The organism is Panacagrimonas perspica (genome assembly GCF_004364935.1).
In the GTDB taxonomy this organism is placed as follows: domain Bacteria; phylum Pseudomonadota; class Gammaproteobacteria; order Nevskiales; family Nevskiaceae; genus Panacagrimonas; species Panacagrimonas perspica.
On the sequence record NZ_SOBT01000010.1, the window covers coordinates 161163 to 179373 of the forward strand.

12 protein-coding genes and 1 tRNA gene are annotated in these 18211 nt (G+C 61.6%); 7 read left to right on the plus strand and 6 right to left on the minus strand.

The window, feature by feature from the left end:
• Nucleotides 1-24: 24 nt before the first annotated feature.
• Nucleotides 25-495 (plus strand): DsrE family protein, encoded by a 471-nt coding sequence (locus DFR24_RS17490; protein ID WP_133882714.1) that lies wholly within the window; start codon nt 25-27, stop codon nt 493-495.
• A gap of 14 nt (nt 496-509) precedes the next feature.
• On the opposite strand, the gene DFR24_RS17495 is transcribed toward DFR24_RS17490, so the two are convergent.
• Nucleotides 510-884 (minus strand): thioredoxin family protein, encoded by a 375-nt coding sequence (locus DFR24_RS17495; protein WP_133882715.1) that lies wholly within the window; start codon nt 882-884, stop codon nt 510-512.
• Nucleotides 885-1405: 521 nt separating this feature from the next.
• Here DFR24_RS17495 and DFR24_RS17500 point away from each other — a divergent pair.
• On the plus strand, nt 1406-1831 hold the full coding sequence (locus tag DFR24_RS17500) for a GFA family protein (RefSeq protein WP_210772551.1): 426 nt from the start codon (nt 1406-1408) through the stop codon (nt 1829-1831).
• A gap of 146 nt (nt 1832-1977) precedes the next feature.
• Nucleotides 1978-2811, plus strand: a complete 834-nt coding sequence (locus tag DFR24_RS17505) for a class I SAM-dependent methyltransferase (protein ID WP_133882716.1) — start codon at nt 1978-1980, stop codon at nt 2809-2811.
• Nucleotides 2812-3173: 362 nt separating this feature from the next.
• On the opposite strand, the gene DFR24_RS17510 is transcribed toward DFR24_RS17505, so the two are convergent.
• The 4 genes from DFR24_RS17510 to DFR24_RS17525 form a co-directional block, all read right to left on the minus strand.
• Entirely contained in the window at nt 3174-4343 is a 1170-nt protein-coding gene (locus tag DFR24_RS17510) for a helix-turn-helix domain-containing protein (RefSeq protein ID WP_162851293.1), read from the minus strand.
• Between the two features lie 161 nt (nt 4344-4504).
• Nucleotides 4505-5608 (minus strand): hypothetical protein, encoded by a 1104-nt coding sequence (locus DFR24_RS17515; protein ID WP_133882718.1) that lies wholly within the window; start codon nt 5606-5608, stop codon nt 4505-4507.
• Nucleotides 5605-7941, minus strand: coding sequence for a hypothetical protein (locus tag DFR24_RS17520; RefSeq protein ID WP_133882719.1), 2337 nt, complete (start codon nt 7939-7941; stop codon nt 5605-5607). Before DFR24_RS17520 ends, DFR24_RS17515 begins: the two co-directional genes overlap by 4 nt.
• Nucleotides 7942-8693: 752 nt before the next feature.
• A tRNA-Ile gene (locus DFR24_RS17525) sits at nt 8694-8770 on the minus strand.
• A 312-nt stretch (nt 8771-9082) separates the two neighbouring features.
• On the opposite strand from DFR24_RS17525, the gene DFR24_RS17530 reads away from it, so the two are divergent.
• The 4 genes from DFR24_RS17530 (at nt 9083) to DFR24_RS17545 (ending at nt 17034) form a co-directional block, all read left to right on the plus strand.
• On the plus strand, nt 9083-11290 hold the full coding sequence (locus DFR24_RS17530) for a DUF1302 domain-containing protein (RefSeq protein ID WP_133882720.1): 2208 nt from the start codon (nt 9083-9085) through the stop codon (nt 11288-11290).
• A 200-nt stretch (nt 11291-11490) separates the two neighbouring features.
• Nucleotides 11491-13329, plus strand: coding sequence for a DUF1329 domain-containing protein (locus tag DFR24_RS17535; RefSeq protein WP_246051700.1), 1839 nt, complete (start codon nt 11491-11493; stop codon nt 13327-13329).
• Nucleotides 13329-14387 carry a YCF48-related protein gene (locus DFR24_RS17540; RefSeq protein WP_133882721.1) on the plus strand — a complete coding sequence of 353 codons (1059 nt, stop codon included), beginning with the start codon at nt 13329-13331 and terminating at the stop codon, nt 14385-14387. Before DFR24_RS17535 ends, DFR24_RS17540 begins: the two co-directional genes overlap by 1 nt.
• Before the next feature lie 106 nt (nt 14388-14493).
• Nucleotides 14494-17034 (plus strand): efflux RND transporter permease subunit, encoded by a 2541-nt coding sequence (locus DFR24_RS17545; RefSeq protein WP_133882722.1) that lies wholly within the window; start codon nt 14494-14496, stop codon nt 17032-17034.
• A 227-nt stretch (nt 17035-17261) separates the two neighbouring features.
• Here the strand turns inward: DFR24_RS17545 and DFR24_RS17550 are convergent, their stop codons facing one another.
• Complete coding sequence (locus tag DFR24_RS17550; protein ID WP_133882723.1) at nt 17262-18140, minus strand: AraC family transcriptional regulator; 879 nt, start codon at nt 18138-18140, stop codon at nt 17262-17264.
• Nucleotides 18141-18211 lie beyond the last annotated feature (71 nt).

The window sequence follows — 18211 nt, forward strand, 5'->3', positions numbered from 1 at the left end:
AGACGTGAACGCGAGAACGGATTCATGAACCTGCTGCGAGATGTGCGGCCTCGACATTCGAGGCGAAGCGTCTTGTCGTTCCTGGGGCGCGCTTTCGCGCTTTCGACTCCCTCTGCAGCCGCAATCGCGGCGGTGCCGCTGCCCGCAGTTCGCGTCGTCTACCATCTAGACGACGTATCAAACGCGATTGCCACGGTTCGAATGCTGCAGAACCACGTGAAGGCGGACAGCAGCGTGCAGATCGTCGTTGTGGCCCTGGGCGGGGGCGTGGATTTTCTGCTCGCAGGAGGAAAGGACAGCCGCGGAAATCCTTACGAGCCGATGGTCGACGACCTGTCCGCCGCGGGCGTGGCATTCCGCGCTTGCGGGAACACGCTCACTTTCAGGGATATTCCCGCGTCGGCCGTGCACCCCGAGGCTACGATCATAGAGTCGGGCGCGGCGGAGATATCGCGCCTTCAGTTTCGTGAGGGGTACGCGTACTACAAGCCCTGAGGGCATCGGCACTACTACCGAGGCCTCAGGCGCTCCAGCGTCATCCAGAACAGTTCGTCCGAGGAATACCCTTCGAACCGATGCTGCTCTACGCGATCCTCCACGATGACAAACGTGGGGGCGCGAACAATGGGCTGGCTGAAGCTGACGCCTGCTTCGAGATAGGTGCCGAGCGGAACCCTGCGCAACGGAAGCCGCCGACTCTCGTCCGTTCGCATATAGATGGCGCCGACCTGTCTTTCGAACAATTTGCAGGGGCCACAGGCGGGATCCTCGACGATCAACAGCTCTGCGTTGGAGGCGCCGGAGGTCTGAATCGTGAGCATGATCGAGAGCGCCGCGACCAGCGCGCGATTGAGCAGACCGAAGGGGAGCGAAGCCGAAATCAACGTGGGGATTGCCGCGTGAAATGTAGGGCGTCTCGGCTTTCGAGCACGCGCGTTGCGAAGTGCTCCGACTCGAGCCGGCCTCTACCCGACGAAAATGCGCTGATTGGCGAGTGTGCAATCGCAGTGTCATGGAATCGCTGCTGAACGATGCCCATTGGTGGCGCTCCCTGGATGTCATACGGCGACCGCCGCCGTACGTGATCCACTGAGAGCTTTGGGGCTACCCAAACCATTCGCAACGAGCACGTGTGCGTGGCTCACCTAGGATTCGTACTAGGTTCACCTGGGAATTGACCGCAGATGCGTTTGGGGGCGTTGCAGGAGAAGCTGCAGTGATGCTGGATCGCGGTGAGGCCGCTACAGTCAGTCGCGACTGAACGACCGCAGCATCGTCCGTCTCCGCCCAGCGCACACCATCCAGTGCACTGCCGAAGACTTCGTGCAGCGAAGATCATCGTGTCGACCCGATTCGGGCTCGATGAACACATTCAAATCAGATCGGATCAACGAGGAGAAATACTGTGAGTGAACATTCGGGTAGTTGTTTCTGCGGCGCCGTGCAGTTCACCGTCAGCGGCGAGCCGGCTGCGATGGGCTACTGCCACTGCGAATCCTGCCGACACTGGTCCGCCGGACCCGTAAACGCGTTCAGCCTGTGGAAGCCGGAGGCGCTGAAGGTCACCAAGGGCGCGGACAACATCGGCACCTACAACAAGACGCCGGTCAGCTTCCGTAAGTGGTGCAAGACCTGCGGCGGCCATGTCTTCAGCGATCACCCGCCGATGGGACTGGTGGACGTGTACGCCGCCGTCTTGCCGAGCCTGAAATTCCAGCCGGCCGTCCACGTCAATTACGCCGAGAAGGTTCTCAGCGTGAAGGACGGACTGCCGAAGATGAAGGATTTCCCCGCCGAGATGGGCGGTTCGGGCGTGACCTTGCCCGACTGAGCATCGCGCAGGTCGGACGGGGAAGGCGACCGATCGTACTCGCCGCCTTCTCCGTCTGATCGACACGCGTCGCGGTAGACGGCGCAATCCACGCGCCGACGGCGCGGCGCGGAACTCGAGTCGCAATTACGATCACAACGACGGCCATGCCCAGTCTCGAGACCCATTACTCGGCAGCCGCCATCGAACAGCGACTCCTGGCCGGTATCCGTGCGGCTGGACTAGACCCCGAGCAACGCTTGTCTCCCGAAGAACTCGGGGCGCTCGACCAGTTTCACACCGGGGGACTGCAGGCTTCGCTCGAACTGCTCGAAGCAGCTCGCATCCGCTCGACCGATCGTGTTCTGGATCTTGGCGCCGGGCTGGCCGGGTCGGCCCGGCTGCTCGCTTCCACCGTTGGCTGTCTTGTCGACTGCATCGAGCTGTCGTCCGATTACTGCGCGGGTGCCGCGCTGCTGAACCGGCTGACGGGCCTCGAAGACCGAATCACGGTGCGCCTGGGGAGCGCCCTCGATCTGCCGTATCCCGATGGCGCCTTCGACATCGTCTGGATGCAGAACGTGGGCATGAACATCGCCGACAAGCACACGCTTTACCGGGAGATCGCCCGCGTTCTCAAACCGGGTGGCCTCTATGCCTTCCAGGAAATGGCTACCGGCGTTTCTGACACGATGTACTTCCCATTGCCGTGGGCCACGGTTCCAGCGGACCAGCATCTCGCGTCAGTCGATGAACTGCTGTCACTTCTCGATCAATGCGGGTTCGCCACCGAGCTGTTCGAAGACATCAGCGACCTGCACATGAGCAGGTCCACAGGAAGCACCGTACCCGCCCCGCCGGGGCAGCTCGGCCTGGGCGTTTTCGTCGACGACCTTCCCCGAAAATCCGCTAATGCCAGGCGCAGCCTCGCGGAGGGCCAGGTGCGGTTCGTGAGAGGAGTGTTTCGGTTAATGGACGACGTCGTCACAGATCCGAGCTGACCATTCTGGTACCCCGTGCTTCTTGGCGACAGATGCTACTGGAGCGCTATCCGCTCCTCGGAGAATTCGGACCATTTGCTTATCGGTAAATCGGACCTTCTTCATCGACTTCTCGCTTGTTAGCGGGAGCCAGAATCTTAAGCATCAAATGGTCCGAGAATCGGCAGGCAGGTCACCCGACGCGGCACTCTCTGCAGTGGTCGTGGGCTGCACAGCCTCGACAGTCACGCAGAAGCTGGTCTCAGACCTGTTATCGGACCGGATGAAGACTGGTAAGCCGCCCGTACGACTCCTGCGAGCCGCTCGCCACCCCACCCGCTACGAGTTGGTGCTGCGTCGCGCGTAGGCTGGCGGAAGCCAACTCACTCACTATCGCCTGTTCCTTCTGAAGGCCGGACACGCATCATCTCGCCGAATAATTCCTTTGCCCCCCATTCGCTCATACTGGTCCGCCCCATAAAACGACGCAGAAAGGCGGTCCGAGTCAATCGGACGCCTTCTATTTCCATCCTTTTCAGAACTCGCAACGCGCTTCTTCGTTGCGACAAAATCTTTCGCCATCTTCGTTTAGTCTTTAGGCGGCGGATCCGCCCTGCGAGCTTCTTCACTTTTTTATTGCAGTAGTGATAAAGGCTCGATTGCGTGGCCTTAAGCCGGATTGCAAGTTCAGCAATCGAGTCGACCGATGGCTTCGAGAGAGACAACTGCTCGTCTACTGCTGTGGCGATTCGCTCTCTGAGACCTTGATCTACTGATCGCGGCCCAAATCTGGGCACTGCCCATACTCCGCGTGCGATATCTAGTGGCATCTGTGCTGCAGCCAAGAACGGGTCTCTCAGGGTGTCGAGCGGGCTAACCCCCAGCAAAGCACACACCCTCATCCAGGTCGCCACCCTCGGGCGCCTACGCCCCTTCCACCAATCGCCCAGCGTATCGGGAGAAATGCGCAGTTGCGTTGCAAGGCTCTCGAGTGTGAGCTTCTGCCCTGCTAGAACTTCCCGAACGAACACTCTCACTTCGTGGCCGTGAACCGATCGCTGCAGATCAGCGCTTGCCTCAATCAGCTTCGAGGCTTCGGCAGCCAGCCAAATCTGATGAGACGTCGTGGGGTCCGACGGCAGAACCGGCAGATTTTGGATATCTCCAAGCCAGCATCCGCACTTGCTGCACAGATCAAGCACTCCAGACGTAGGAACAAGCGCTTGCGGCGACCTGCACTTAGGGCATCGAGAAGAGAGCTTTGTCTTATCCACAACACAAACGTTCAAATCAGCAACCTGCCAGGCGAGCAGGTCGTGGGATCTGATGTCCGCGCGACGCATTCTTAGGAAGCACGCCGCGCAGAAATGTCGATCTCTTTTAACCACCAAACCACCTTGTGTGGAGAAGACCTTGATAGCCCATCCGAAGTTCGATGCACCAAGGTCGTCTCGCTTGGTCACAAGGGAAAGCAACGCTTCTAGCCGGGACTGCATCAATCCGTAGCCATTCAGGCATCCGACGTCACGTGCTCTGAGGTTGGAAAGAGGCACCGAGTATGTGCTCTCAAGAAGATTGAGAATTCGCAAGGGCGACTTACCGTGGTCCTTTGCGAACGCACAGAGAATGCTTGTAGTGCATTCCGCCTCTGGCGTGCCGAGCGCGAAGGGTCTAATCGGATATGTCGATACGGCTAATGACGGTAACGAGCCGTTCATTCGATTCCCACCGGATCGCTTGCCGGGCCTCTCTCTCCGGGCCGCCGACCGTTGGGCTTCCCTCCCCCATCCGGCTTACTTTCTTCCTTTTTTTCTTGATCATCCTGCCGAGCCTCATCGTTCGTCCTGAGTTCAGCCGCCTCGAGGTCCTCACGCAGACGCTTAAGCTGCTGCTGGCTCGGAAGGTGTTTCTTGACGTCGCTCCATGCGATCTTGTCTTTTCCCATTTTCCTTACGTCTTGCAGGGCGGCGACCAGCGCTTTTTTTATATATCCGGGGACAAAGAGCGTTCGCATCTCGATCTGTTGCAACACCTTCTTGTCAGCTAGAAACTTCTCCTCAGCTGCATCTCCGAGAAGCTCTTGAAACCCTTTGAGCATTGCAACAGCACTAGCCTTTCCCTGAGAGGTCGACGAATCGATTGCCTTAACATCGATCAGAACTGCTGCTTGATCGATACTAGAATTGGTTACCTCCGGATTTTCATTGCTTCCCAGCATGTCTCTGATGACCGGGCTTCCGCTCAGAACGACAACTTGGGGCCCGCCATTGCGCGCATTAACGATTTTGTTCAGTAATGCGAATGCGTGGTGGTACTCCTTCGGACGTAACGTCCGCAACATGAAGTGAGCGTCTGTCACGATCAGCACGCGCGTCTCACGCTTCCGAAGCGCCGACGAGAAATCGTCTCGATAGTCGTCTAGAGACCGGAAGTTCGCGTTGCCATTGAATTCGGTCCGACCACTCGCTGACTCTGTTGCACGCTTTCGCTGCCCAAGTGCAGGCTCACCTAAGCTCTTGAGACCTTCCACGAAGAACGTTCTCCATCCGAATCGACCTTCCGTCGGCGGTTTAGCGTCCACTTCGCAGACCATGTACGGGTTGTATCGCTCGGCGCCCTTTTGTAGTTCTGACTTGGCGAATCGAGCGATCCTATTCACGCCCAAGCCCCCGACCCCCGTGAGCAAGATTACCGTCCCAGAGATAGCGAGCTCGCACCTAGCTCGAAGCTGAGCGGCGGTTTCGATGAAGTCGGGATAGTCAACGGTTCGCTCTTCCAACCGGCGGAGGGCCAGGTCGATGTTCTCAGTCGAGCTCATTGCTCATCCACCCGGCGCGCGGGACTCGCAGGAATGCTCTCGACATCGAACGAACTCCATGATGAGAGAGGCGTCGGAGGAGATGGCGTAGAAGGTCCCGGAGTTGGACAGTTCGCCAAGGACGTATGAAAATCTGCGAGAGGGTCTTTAGAAATCTCAGCAATCTTTTCGAAGATCAGCGCGTGTTCTCGCGCTCTGTCTTTGTTGGATTTTGCATACATCGTATGTGCCGCTCTGAGTTCAAGACTTACGGCTGCGAGCTCGATTCCTCGAAGGCTGGAGAATCGTTTGTGCGCCCTGTGCTTCAACTCCGTCCACGATCTTCCAAGCCTCGCGATAACGTAGCTGACGTCGAATGGATCGTACTTAACCGCATGTTTAGCGCCGTAAAATGCGGGATCCACTGCGCCGAGCGGAACATAGGGTTCGCCTAAGCACCTGAAACCCGTCTGCCTATCGAATTCAAGTCGATTGGTAGGGCAGTACGGCAACAGGATGTAGCGTGCCTGGTCCAGATCTGGATGGAGCCGGAAGCTCCGATCACCATGGATACGCTCCGACGTTGCTCGAGCTTCGGCCGGAGTCTGACCCGCCAACGCCGATCTTCTGATCCGGGTGTTGGCGAAGTCGTACAGGAACGCCTCGATGACCATCAGCAGCGACGCGATCGTCCTGTCAGCGAAATTTGCAGGATCCCACCCTTTTGGCCATTCCTTCGGGTCCTGGAACTTGACGTAGTTTCCGGCCAGATAGACGAACAAGCCTCGCATCAGCCAGCTAAAGCTTCCCTCGACGACTTGACCATCTCGAGGGTTCGAGTAGCGACGCGCCACTTTGTCCGACGTCATTCGAGCGAGCGATTGCTCGGTATTCACACTGTCGTGCGAACTCTCCCCATCCATCTTCATCCGATCAGTCAGCTTTCCGTGCCGCCGGTAGCAGTCCCAAAACAGGCTGTCGATCGTCCTATTCGACGGCTTGTCAAACGACACTGTCGACGCAAGAGTTTCGTGAGTACCTTCATCCCGCATTAGCGAGAGGATTGGGCTCAGTCCAGGCAAAGGCACCCCGGTAAAGGAGGTTATGCATCTGATCGGGATCGGTGTGTGGTCAATAATCCCGATGCTAAAAGCTCTTGTCGCGATCCTGCTGACCGTCCCGATCGTAAATGCTACGGCTGGAGATTTTTGATACGCGGCGCCGCTACCTTCGTTTTTCTCGATCGCATCCAGCTGCGCTTTCCGCTCGTTCCATCGCTTGCCATACGTCACATGGCTTGGAGACATCGTGTTTTCCGCCTCGCAGGCGGCGATGAACTTCCCGTAGGTCCAAGGCGTTTTGGATGGTCGGTTCTCTGCTCTTGCATCAATGTGCTCGCAGAGTATCGCCTCGGTTTTTTCCGGCAGATGGCTGCCATGAAACCCTCGCAGCCCGAAGTCGGGGCACAAACCCACCAAGCCTGCTCCGTATTTGGAGACAGCTTCGCGATACAGCCTTAAGTAGGCCCTCTCGAGGTCCGGGAGTGACGAAGCCAGTTTTTCGTCCGCGAGTGCTTCACGGATCAGCCCATAACGACGATACATCTCGAGTTCGCTCGCCTTGGACATCGCCGAGAAATCAAACTGCTCTTTTCCAGTTCGATCCTCGGTGAGCGCTGGGGCTTCGACCGGGGCCGCGCGCGCCGCTTCCCAAAGATCTCTGCTCGCGAAGATGCGGGCCACCCCGTAGGGCTGCAGTTGCTCAGTGAGGAGGTCGACGTAAACGTGCTCATTCACTATGCAGCCGATGACGTCATCTGCGGTCCAGTTCTCCGCCTGTAGCACGACGTCGCAGTAGCGCGTTACGCCCACGCGCTGAACATGAATGATGAACCGACGCGCGCCGTCGGCCATCTTCCATCGAGTTCGAAATCCTTTGCCGAAAAAGAGAAGGTTGGACGTGAGGACGGCCGATACGTCTCTCGTCGTTGCGAGGAGGACACCTATTCCCAGCGGCTCACAGCTCGCCAATAGCGGACGATCCAAATACCGACCTGACTCGCCGTCCGGCGCGAAGTGCGGATTCCCCTGAGTGGCCTCGTCGCTTGCTTCTTCATCGGTCGCCATTTCGATGAATGCGGCGCTGCCATCGAGGAATTGGACAAACGCGTCAGGGGTTACCTTTGTGACGATCCGGCGCCCTTCACTGTTCAGGTAGTCGACGCTGATCCGAACTGGCTGTGCCTTCCATGTGAGCAACTCACGGTTGAACTCGCATTCCAGGTGAAGGGCACCCTCGTTGGAGTCGCTTTCCGCCTCCTGAGTCCGTCCGGTTTGTTCAGATGCAGTACGCACGACCCCATTGAATTTGCTGCGCCTTGCGCGCCGCGCCGGAGGACTAGCCAACAGTCGCTCAATGAACTGCCTCCCCTCCTCGGTAGGGGAGCGCGCGATGGCCTTTGCCCTGCCAAGCAATGACAGAGGTCTCGCATGCGTGATGGGCGCTACCGCTGGCTGAATCCCGGTCGGTTCTGAGTTCGGTTCTGATGCCATCCGTTGGGTCACTATCAAAAGGCAATAGGAGGCCCGGCCTTGACGGCGTCACTTTTTCGCTTTACGGTGCGACTCACGACTGAAGCACCAGCTGAAAGCACGATCCGTGGTCAGGCAACTGACTGCGGTTTTTGCGTTTTGGGTCTCGCTACTTGATCACGGGATTTCCTCTAGTCGTCGAGCGTTCGAAGGAGCCGATTAACTTCGCAACTTAGAACACGCCGAGTGGAAAATCAAAAACCACAGTAAAAACATGTGGTTATTGTACAAAAGTACAATTCAGCCCTGATGGCTGCCGTTAAGAAAACAGCCTTAAAAATTGCTGTGCGCGCCCAATTCCGTACTTGCTTTCGGAGCCTACAGGCCGGCCAAGCACTCCCGACAGCGGGACTCGAGCGGCGCGGTGCTGGCGCTACTGACGCGTCGAATTAACGTCCGGCCCCGCGCCGTATTCCGAGGGCGGGTCGTAACCAATTCGACCCTCGTAATCAATTGCACCTAACAGCGGCGACTAATTGGTTACTCGCGCACCGATGCCCGAACGGCGAATGTGATGGTGGGCCCTCCGGGACTTGAACCCGGAACCAACGAATTATGAGTTCGCTGCTCTAACCGGTTGAGCTAAGAGCCCAGCGTCTGCGCGCAATGCTGGCCTGCCGAATCGAAAAATCGCGCGAAGAAAGAAGCGGCGCGAGTCTAGCAAGTTCACTTCCCTGCCCCGAGATGCAGCGAACACGATGATCGGCCATGGCGACATGGCGCTTGGGCAGGCAGGTCATACACGCAAACTGCTGTGACACCGAGTCTCGCGCGTCGCGCGCGGCTTGGCCTTCTTGCAGGGCAGGCCTAACATCACAGGGACCCGACGCTCGGGAAGGGACGCGCGGCGAAGTCCTATAACGTCGCACAAAAAACCGGTCCGTCATCCGGAGGAGTTTTGGACATGCTGAAGACACTGGCTCGATTGAGCCTCGTCGCCGCGGGCTTGGGGATGATGGTTCCGGCGCAGGCCGTCAATTTCGAGTATGGGGGCGCGGAGTTCCAGTGGAACACCAAGCTCACCGCCGGCGCAGCGTGGCGAATGGAAGGCCGCGATGTCGGCAAGATCGGCAAGCTCAACGTGCCGGGCCAGCAGAATCTCTGCAGCAACCGTGGCGGTGACGTCGCCAACTACGGTCCTTACGACGACGACTGCCTCTCGCTGTTCGGCGATCCGGGCCCGAACAAGCGCCTCGTCAACGCCAGGGGTGGCTACTTCGCCGCGCTGATGGACGACGGCAATCTCAACTACGACAACGGCGACCTGGTGTCGTCGATCTTCAAGATCAACACGCAGCTCGGCGGCACCTGGGGCGACTGGACGCTGAAGCTCAACTACGTGGGCTTCTACGACGAGACCAACTACAACCTCGACGTCAAACACACCAACACGCAGTACCAGCCGTCAAGCGAACGCCGCAGCGACAGCATCCAGGGCCGGTCGGGCCTCAAAGGCGAGTTCCGCGAAGCCTTCCTGCTGCGCAACTTCGACATCGGTGATCGCTCTTTCTCGATCGCGGTCGGCAACCAGCGCCTGCGCTGGGGCGAAGCCAACCTGCACCTGTTCAACACGCTCGATGCGATCAACCCGCTCGACGCCATCCTCGCGCTGCAGCCCGGCTTCAATCTGAATGAGCTCGCGGTACCCACTGGCATGGTGCTGCTCACAGCGGACATCGTCACCAACGTCAGCGCCGAGCTCATGTACCAGTACGACTGGGACACGACGCGCGTACAGCCCAGCGGTACGTTCTTCTCCAGCGCCGATCCCGCCGGCATCGACACCTACCGCCCGGTGCTGAGCCTCGGACAGTTCCCGGAAGATCCCAACAACCAGTACATACCGGCGCTTCCGTTCCGCCTGTTGTCGTCGAGCACGCGTAACGCTCCGGTGGAAGAGAACGGTCGTCCCGCCAAGGACGGCGGACAGTTCGGCCTTCGCGTGAACTGGTACGCCGAGAATCTGAACGACGGCACCGAGTTCGGCGTGTACTTCCTGAACTATCACAGCCGCGTGCCTTACTTCTCGATCATCGAGGCGCAGGCCACCTGCCTGCGAAGAAACGGCATTGGCGATGCGGTAACCTCGCTGGCCGGCTGTCTTGCGCCGCAGAGCGCGGGGGTCTTCAACCCCTACCTGCTGGGCAACTCGAATCCCGCCGGCGAACCGCTGCCGATCAACTCATCGACCCTGCTCCTCGATTATCCCGAGGACATCCGCATGTTCGGCGTCAGCTTCAACACCACGGCGCTCGGCTGGTCGGTGTCGGGCGAGTATTCGTACCGTCCCAATCTGCCGGCGCAGGTGCTGATCTCCGACGTGTTCTTCGCCGGCTACCAGCAGGCCTTCGCGCAGCGTGACGTGACCCTGGGGTCCAGCGGCCTGCCGCCGCAGGTGGACGCCCTGCTCGGCCAGCTCGGAATCCACATCCCGGCGACCGGCGCGATCCTTCCCGGCGCCGAGACGTTCATTCCGTCGTTCCTGACGCAGTACCGCGGCCGCACCATCGCCAACAACGATGAGTACCAGCCGGGCGAGTACGTGAAGGGCTACGAGCGCCTGAAAGTAGGCCAGTTCGTCATCAACGCGCTGAAGCTGTTCCCCAGCACGCTGGGCGCGGACGACGTGACGTTCCTCGCGGAATTCGGCTTCACGCACATCATCGACATGCCGGAGAAGGGCGACATCTACTTCCAGGGCAATCTGGAACACACGCATCCCAGCCCGGGCGCCGATTGCACCGGTTTTGCCGCCGGCACGAACTGCAACGCCCTGGACGTCGTGGCGCGCATCAACCCGACGCGGATGAAGGATGGCTTCGCGGACGACTTCGCCGCCGGCCTGCGTTTCCTGCTGCAGTTCAACTACAGCAACTTCATGAACTCGGGCGTCAACGTGAAGCCCACACTGCTGTGGTTCGAGGACATCTACGGCACGACGATCTTCCCGGTGCAGAACTACGTCGAAGGCAACCGCTGGGTCATCCCGGGCCTCCAGTTCGAGATCGGGCAGTCGCTCAACGGCACGCTGCTGTACCAGTACTTCGACGGCAAGGACAACGTGCTGCAGGATCGCGACAACCTGTCGGTGAGCCTGACGTACAGCTTCTGATCGCCGTTCGTCTCAAAGAAAAAAGCGCCTTCGGGCGCTTTTTTCTTTGCTGCCGCCGGTCCCGCGTCGACGGGCATCGATGACGCCAACCGCAGCAGACTCGCATTCGCGACCGCGGCCATGGCGGAGCGGTTAATGTGATTCGCGGCCTGCGGGTGAATGCTCCGCCCGCGGTCCGGATAAAAAACTGGAGAGACGACGTGAACAAGCGCGCTGGCTTCGCACTGGCCTGTCTGCTCGGCTGCACCACCGCCGGTGCCGCGGCGCCCGCCGATCAGGCCGCGCGCCTGGGCAAGGATCTCACCGAAGTCGGCGCCGAGCGGGCCGGCAACAAGGAGGGCAGCGTTCCCGTCTATGTCGGCAAGGGCGCCTTCGCGCCGGCAATGCTGAAGATGACGCGCGCGCAGCTCGAAGACCTGCGCAAGCGCCTCGTGAAGGACATCCAGGGGATGGTCGGCGATCCCGCCGTCACCGCCGACATCCTGACGCAGGCCCAGGCCATCATGGATGCCGAGCCGGCCAAGGCGAAACAGGTGCTCGCGGTGGTGCGGGCCATGCTGTCGTCCGACGCTTCTCTGAAAGCCGATTTCGACAAGGTCCTCGCCGGCCGCGGCGGCAAGAGCGTCGATGGACTGCTCGGGCAGGTCGAGTCCGGCAAGCTCAAGCTGCCGCAGATCAAGGACGACATCGTCGCCGTCATCACCGAACTCAAGAAGGGCGGTGGCGACGCCTTCATGTCGCGGATGGTCGCCGCGTTCGACGTGGGCCGCGTGCTCGAGATCGTCAGCATCATCGACGACCCCAAGACGCGCGTGCAGGCCAACGCGCTGGTCATGAAGTACATGCCCGCCTACGTGAAGGGCTTCCTCGACTACAAGACGCCGGGCAGCACCGCGGGCGCGCTGGACTCCATCAAGCCGCTCTACGTCATCACGCAGGCCAACCTCAAGGAGCACGAGGCCCAGCTCAGCGATGGCCACAAGGCGATGTTCAAGACGTATCCCGACTACAAGATGATCGTGTTCCCGAGTTACCGGAACGCGTTCTTCCCCGACGAGATCCTGAAGGCCACCGTCGCCAATGCGACCTCCGCCACGCTGACGGGCACCGACGAGATCAAGGGCGCGAAACTCGGCTTCCCGTTCCCGGTGCCGACCTCGGGCGCCGAGCCGCTGTGGAATCACAAGCTCAAGTTCCGCGGCTCGGCCGTCAAGCGCTACAACAACCAGGCCATCGTGAAACCGGACGGCACGTACAAGATCAGCAAGCTGGTCGAGGACGTGAAGTTCAAGTACGCCAATCTCAAGGAGCCGGCCGAGATCCAGACCGGCGGCCTGTTCGCGTACTACCTGCAGGAGGTGCTCGAACCACCGCGCGTCGCCGGCCAGGTGATCCTCGTGCACGAAACAGCGGGCAATCCTGGCCTGACGCGCAACGCCTGGATCTACTCGCCGGGCCTGGCGCGCGTGAACCGCGCGCCCGACGTGGGCTACGACAATCCCTCGATCGGCTCCGACGGCGAGCAGTTCAACGACCAGATCGATGTCTTCAACGGTGCGCTCGATCGATTCGACTGGAAGCTGATCGGCAAGAAGGAAGTGCTGATCCCGTACAACTCCTGGATGCTCAACAGCCCCACGTTCAAGTACAAGGACGTGATCCGGCCGGGCCACATCAACCAGGATCTGGCGCGCTACGAATTGCATCGCGTGTGGGTCGTCGAAGCCACGCTCAAGAGCGGCCAGCGCCATCGCTTCGGCAAGCGCCGTTTCTATCTCGACGAGGATTCCTGGGCGATCGCGGTGGTGGACTGCTACGACAATCGCGGCGAACTGTGGAAAGTCCAGGAAGCACACCTGCTGACGATCCCGTTCATCCCGACGGTCAGCGGCATCCCCGAGACGATCTACGACCTGCAGTCCAAGCGCTACTTCGTCACGACGATGACCAACGAGGACGCGATCTCGGACTTCGAGGTCAAGTACGAGGATTCGATGTTCACGCCCTCGGCGCTGCAGAAGAAGGCCCGGGCCAAGTAATGCGGCGCGTCGGCGTCCTGTTCGGCGTGATCGCCTTGCTCAGTGGCGCCGCCCCGGCGCAGCAGGAGATCGAGGACGCGGCGCCGGCAGAGACGGCAGCCGTCGCACGCGGGCCGAGTCCGGCGGTGATGGCGCCCAAGGCGGCGAAGAACCGTCTGCTCGACATCACGACGGCCGGCCCGCGGCTGGTGGCCGTCGGACAACAGGGCGTCATCCTGACGTCCGACGACGGCACGGCCTGGACGCAGTCGCCGTCTCCGGTGAGCACGATGCTCACGCGCGTCCACTTCACCGATGCGAAAGCAGGCTGGGTGCTCGGCTACGACGCCACGATCCTGCAGACCGCGGATGGCGGCGCCACCTGGGTCCTGAAGCATCACGATCCCAAGGGTCGCGCGCTGTACGACCTGCTGTTCCTCGATTCGAACAACGGCATCGCGATCGGCGCCTACGGCACGATGCTCGTCACCACCGACGGCGGCGCCACGTGGACGGCGCGCGACGATGCGCTGACCGGCCTGGGCATGCATCTCAACGCGTTGCAGAAGCTGGCCGACGGCACGCTGTTCATCGCCGGCGAGCGTGGCCTGATGGCGCGCTCGACCGACGCTGGCGCGACCTGGTCGATCCTCGATTCGCCGTACGCCGGCTCGCTGTTCGGCGCGATGCCCCATGGCGACAAGGGCGCGCTGGTATACGGCATGCGCGGCAACGTCTACGCCGCGACCGACCTCGCGAGCTGTCCGGTGGTCGATCCCGCAACCTGGGATCCGTATGCGCGTGAGACGGTCGCGGACGCGGAGAAGATCGCGGCGCTCGGCTGGCGCAAGATCGAAAGTCCCGTTCGCGAGAGCCTGTTCGGCGCGGTGCCGCTGGCCTCCGGCGGTGCGCTGCTGATCGGCGTGAACGGCACGACGCTGAAGCTCGATGCCGGAGCCGCGACGATCACGGCCGTGAAGACGCCGGCGGTCGAGACGCTCGCCAAGGGCGTGCGCTTCGGCGAGCACGTGTTCGCGGTCGGACGGCGCGGCGTCGAAGATCTGGGAGCGGCGCCATGAGTGAAAGGCCGCCCGTAGCCCGGACGAAGTCCGGGAACCCGATCCGTTCGGAGAGAGACATCCCGGACTTCGTCCGGGCTACGCCGATGTGTCGCGGGGTGAACGCATGAGTGTCGCCACGACATCCACCGGTTTCACTCGCGCGATCCTGCGCGTCGTCGAGCCGGTCATCTTCGGCAAGCGCGTGTTGACGCTCACCCTGCTGATGCTGATCACAGCCTTCCTCGGCTGGCACTCGGCGCAGCTTCGGCCCAATGCCGGCTGGCTGAAGATGGTGCCGCAGGCACATCCGTACATGCAGACGTTCATGCAGTACTACCAGGACTTCGGCGGCGCCAACACGGTCCTGATCGCGCTGAAGAACCACAAGGGCGACATCTACCAGCCGGAGTTCATGGAGACGCTGCGCAAGGCGGCGGACGACGCGTTCTTCATTCCGGGTGTCGATCGCGCACGCGTGAATTCGATCTTCTCGCCGAGCATCCTGTACATCGAAGTCGTCGAAGGCGGCCTCGCCGGCGAGAACGTGATTCCGTCCGACTACGCGGCGACGCCTGAGATGATGGCGCGCATCCGTGGCAACGTGGCCAAGGCCAATGTCATTGGCCGGCTCGTGTCCGAAGACCAGACCACGGCATTGATCCAGCTCGAACTGCTGGAGACCGATCCGAATTCCGGCACGACGAAGGATCGCGAGGAACTCGCCAAACCGATGCTGCAGCGCCTGCGCGAGGCCTGGCAGAACGGCAGCGACGTCGGCGCCAAGCTCAAGGCGGTCTCGACGCTGCTGACGAAGAACGAGGACGCCAAGGCCGGACTCGATTACGTGCAGGTGGGCGAGGCCCTGGAGAAGATCCGCGCGAAATACGAGACCGGCGACATCACGGTGCACATCGTCGGCTTCGCCAAGGTCGTCGACGACATGACCAAGGCGAGCATGCAGGTCGGCGTGTTCTTCGTCGTCGCGCTGCTGCTGATGGGCCTGCTGCTGTGGATCTACATCGGCAGCTTCCCGCTGGCGATGATCGTGGTCAGCACCTCGCTGGTGGCCTGCACCTGGGAACTGGGCCTGCTGCACGCCATCGGCTACGGCCTGGATCCCTTCGCGCTGCTGGTGCCGTTCCTGATCATGTCGGTCTCGGTCAGTCACGGCGTGCAGTACGTCAGCGCCTGGGCCAACGAGATCTCGACGCGCGACGCCACGCCCTACCAGGCCTCGCTGGCGACGTTCCGCTCGCTGGCGATTCCCGGCGTCGTCGCACTGCTCGCCAATGTCGTCGGCTTCTCGACGATCTACCTGATCAACATCCAGGTGATCCGCGAGATGTCGGTGAACGCGGCCTTCGGCATGGCCGGCGTGATCATGGTCAACAAGATGCTGCTGCCGATCGTGCTGTCGTACTTCCGGCTGCCGAACGTCGAGGGTTTCCGTCGCGCGACCGAACTGCGCGACCGCCTCGGCGATGCCGTGTTCCGCCGCATGGCGCTGCTGACGCGACGCGGCCCGGCGATCGTCGTGACCACGATCTGCCTGCTGCTCGCGGCCTTCGGTGCCTCGCAGTACCACCGCGTGCAGATCGGCGACACGACCGACGGCGTGCCCGAGCTGCGGCCGGACTCGCGATTCAACCAGGACGCGCGCGCGGTTGCGGCGAACTTCTCGATGGGGGTCGATCATCTCAAGGTCATCGCCGAGTCCTTCGACGACGGCTGCATCGACTACGACGTGATGGCCGAGATGGACCGCTTCTCCTGGTACATGAAAAACCAGGATGGCGTGCGCGACGTGCTGTCGCTGATCGAACTCGCCAAGCTCGCCAACTCCGGCCTCAGCGAAGGCCGTCTCGACGCCGAGGTGCTGCCGCGCGCACCCGAATCGCTGGCGCAGATCACGGCCCTGGTCCCGACGACCACGGGTTTCTTGACCGACACCTGCGACGCGCTCGCCCTCTTCATCTTCACCACCGATCACAAGGCCGACACGATCACGGCGCTGACCGACGCGGTGAAGCACTACGCCGACGATCTGCAGCAGGACAAGCGGGTCAAGCTGCGCCTGGCCTCCGGCAACATCGGCGTGATGGCGGCCACCAACGAGGAAGTTCGCCGCAACGAACTGCCGGTGGTGTTCTACGTCTACGGCGTGATCCTGCTGTTCCTGTGGCTGAGCTTCCGTACCGTGTCGGGCGTGCTGTGCATCGGCATTCCGCTCGCCACCGTGACCTTGCTCGGCTATGCGGTGATGGCGGCACTCGGCATCGGGCAGAAGGTCGCGACCTTGCCGGTGCTCGCCTTCGCCTGCGGCATCGGCGTGGACTACGGCATCTACAGCTACTCGGTGGTCGCGGCCGGACTGCGCAAGGGCCTGACGCTCGAGGAGGCGTACTTCCAGAAGATGCGCTCCACCGGCAAGGCCACCTTGTTCACCGGCGCCGGCATGGCGGTGGGCGTGCTGTTGTGGATCTTCTCGGACCTGCAGTTCCAGAAGGACATGGGCATCCTGCTGGTGTTCGGCTTCACGGCGAACATGATCGGCGCGATCGTCGTGCTGCCGTCGCTCGCCCACTTCTTCTCGAAGGAAGAGCTGAAGCACGCGGGCAAGGATCTCACCGCGGGTGCGGATGACGCGATTGACGACAAGCGCTGATGGCGGGCCCCGCGGACGGAGTCATTTACCGCAAAGGCGCAAAGGGAAAAGAAAGGACGCAAAGGAAAGAACGAGAATTTGGCCCGCACCAGGCCTTGTCCAACGCCTTGCGATTATCTCTGCGCCCTTTCTTTTCCCTTTGCGCCTTTGCGGTGAAAACGCAGCTTCCTCGAACCCAGACTTCGACCAGCGGGATCCCGGACTTCGTCCGGGCTACGGTGACGGAATCAGCCCGACTTGCGCCGCACGCTGCCCGGCCCGAACCCGTGCACGCGCTTGAAGCTGCGCCGGAACGCCGCCTCGGTCTGATAGCCCAGCCGCTCCGCGACGTGTGCAACCGATAGCCGCGGATCGCGCAGCAGCTTGAGCGCCTGCGCCATGCGCCAGCGCGTCAGGTACTGGTACGGCGTCTCCTCCAGCACTTCGGCGAAACGTTCCGCGAACGCAGTACGCGACAGCAGGGCCTCGTCGGCCAGCGAAGCCACGGTCCAGTCCTTGCCCGGGAACCGGTGGATCGCATCGAGCGCGCGCTTGAGTCGCGGATCCGCCAGCGCCGCGAACAGTCCGCGGCGCAGCGCGCTGCTCGCGAGGTACTGGCGCAAGGCCATCACGAACAGCGCGTCGGCGAGTTTGTCGACGACCGCCTGGGTACCGAAGCCGGTGTTGCCCGCTTCCTGCACCAGCAGTTCGGCGAGGCTGCGGTAGGCGTTGCCGGATCCGGTGCCGTGCACGTGCATCAGGTCCGGCAGGCCCGCCATCACCGGGTTGCCGGTGGTCGATTCGAAATGGAATTCGCCGCAGAGCATCGTCGTGAAACTGTCGGCACGCACGCTGCCATCTGCCTCTTCGAGCGGCGTCAGCACGTGCGCGGTGCCGCGCGGCATCACCACGAGATCGCCGGATTCCAGCTTCACCGGCGGCGTGTTCTCCAGCGTCAGCCAGCAGGTGCCACGGTCCACCAGGTGAAACCAGGCGGTGCCAGGAGGCGCCTGGGGATCCCAGTCGCGCCAGCGCCCGCAGTAGCGCATGTTGTCGGTGATGCGCGCGTGCATCTGGTAGGCGGCCAGGATGCCATCGAGCAGCGCGTCGTCTGTACGTTCCGTCATGGAGTGCGGACCCACGGGCACAGGCGGTGAAGCGACACGAGGCTAGCATGGCCCTCATCGCGTTCGGGTCT

Excerpts from the sequence above, each read along its gene's own strand:
- DFR24_RS17490 (WP_133882714.1), top strand. The coding sequence starts at position 25 with ATGAACCTGCTGCGAGATGTGCGGCCTCGACATTCGAGGCGAAGCGTC.
- DFR24_RS17505 (WP_133882716.1), top strand. The coding sequence starts at position 1,978 with ATGCCCAGTCTCGAGACCCATTACTCGGCAGCCGCCATCGAACAGCGA.
- DFR24_RS17515 (WP_133882718.1), bottom strand. The coding sequence starts at position 5,608 with ATGAGCTCGACTGAGAACATCGACCTGGCCCTCCGCCGGTTGGAAGAG.
- DFR24_RS17530 (WP_133882720.1), top strand. The coding sequence starts at position 9,083 with ATGCTGAAGACACTGGCTCGATTGAGCCTCGTCGCCGCGGGCTTGGGG.
- DFR24_RS17540 (WP_133882721.1), top strand. The coding sequence starts at position 13,329 with ATGCGGCGCGTCGGCGTCCTGTTCGGCGTGATCGCCTTGCTCAGTGGC.
- DFR24_RS17545 (WP_133882722.1), top strand. The coding sequence starts at position 14,494 with ATGAGTGTCGCCACGACATCCACCGGTTTCACTCGCGCGATCCTGCGC.
- DFR24_RS17550 (WP_133882723.1), bottom strand. The coding sequence starts at position 18,140 with ATGACGGAACGTACAGACGACGCGCTGCTCGATGGCATCCTGGCCGCC.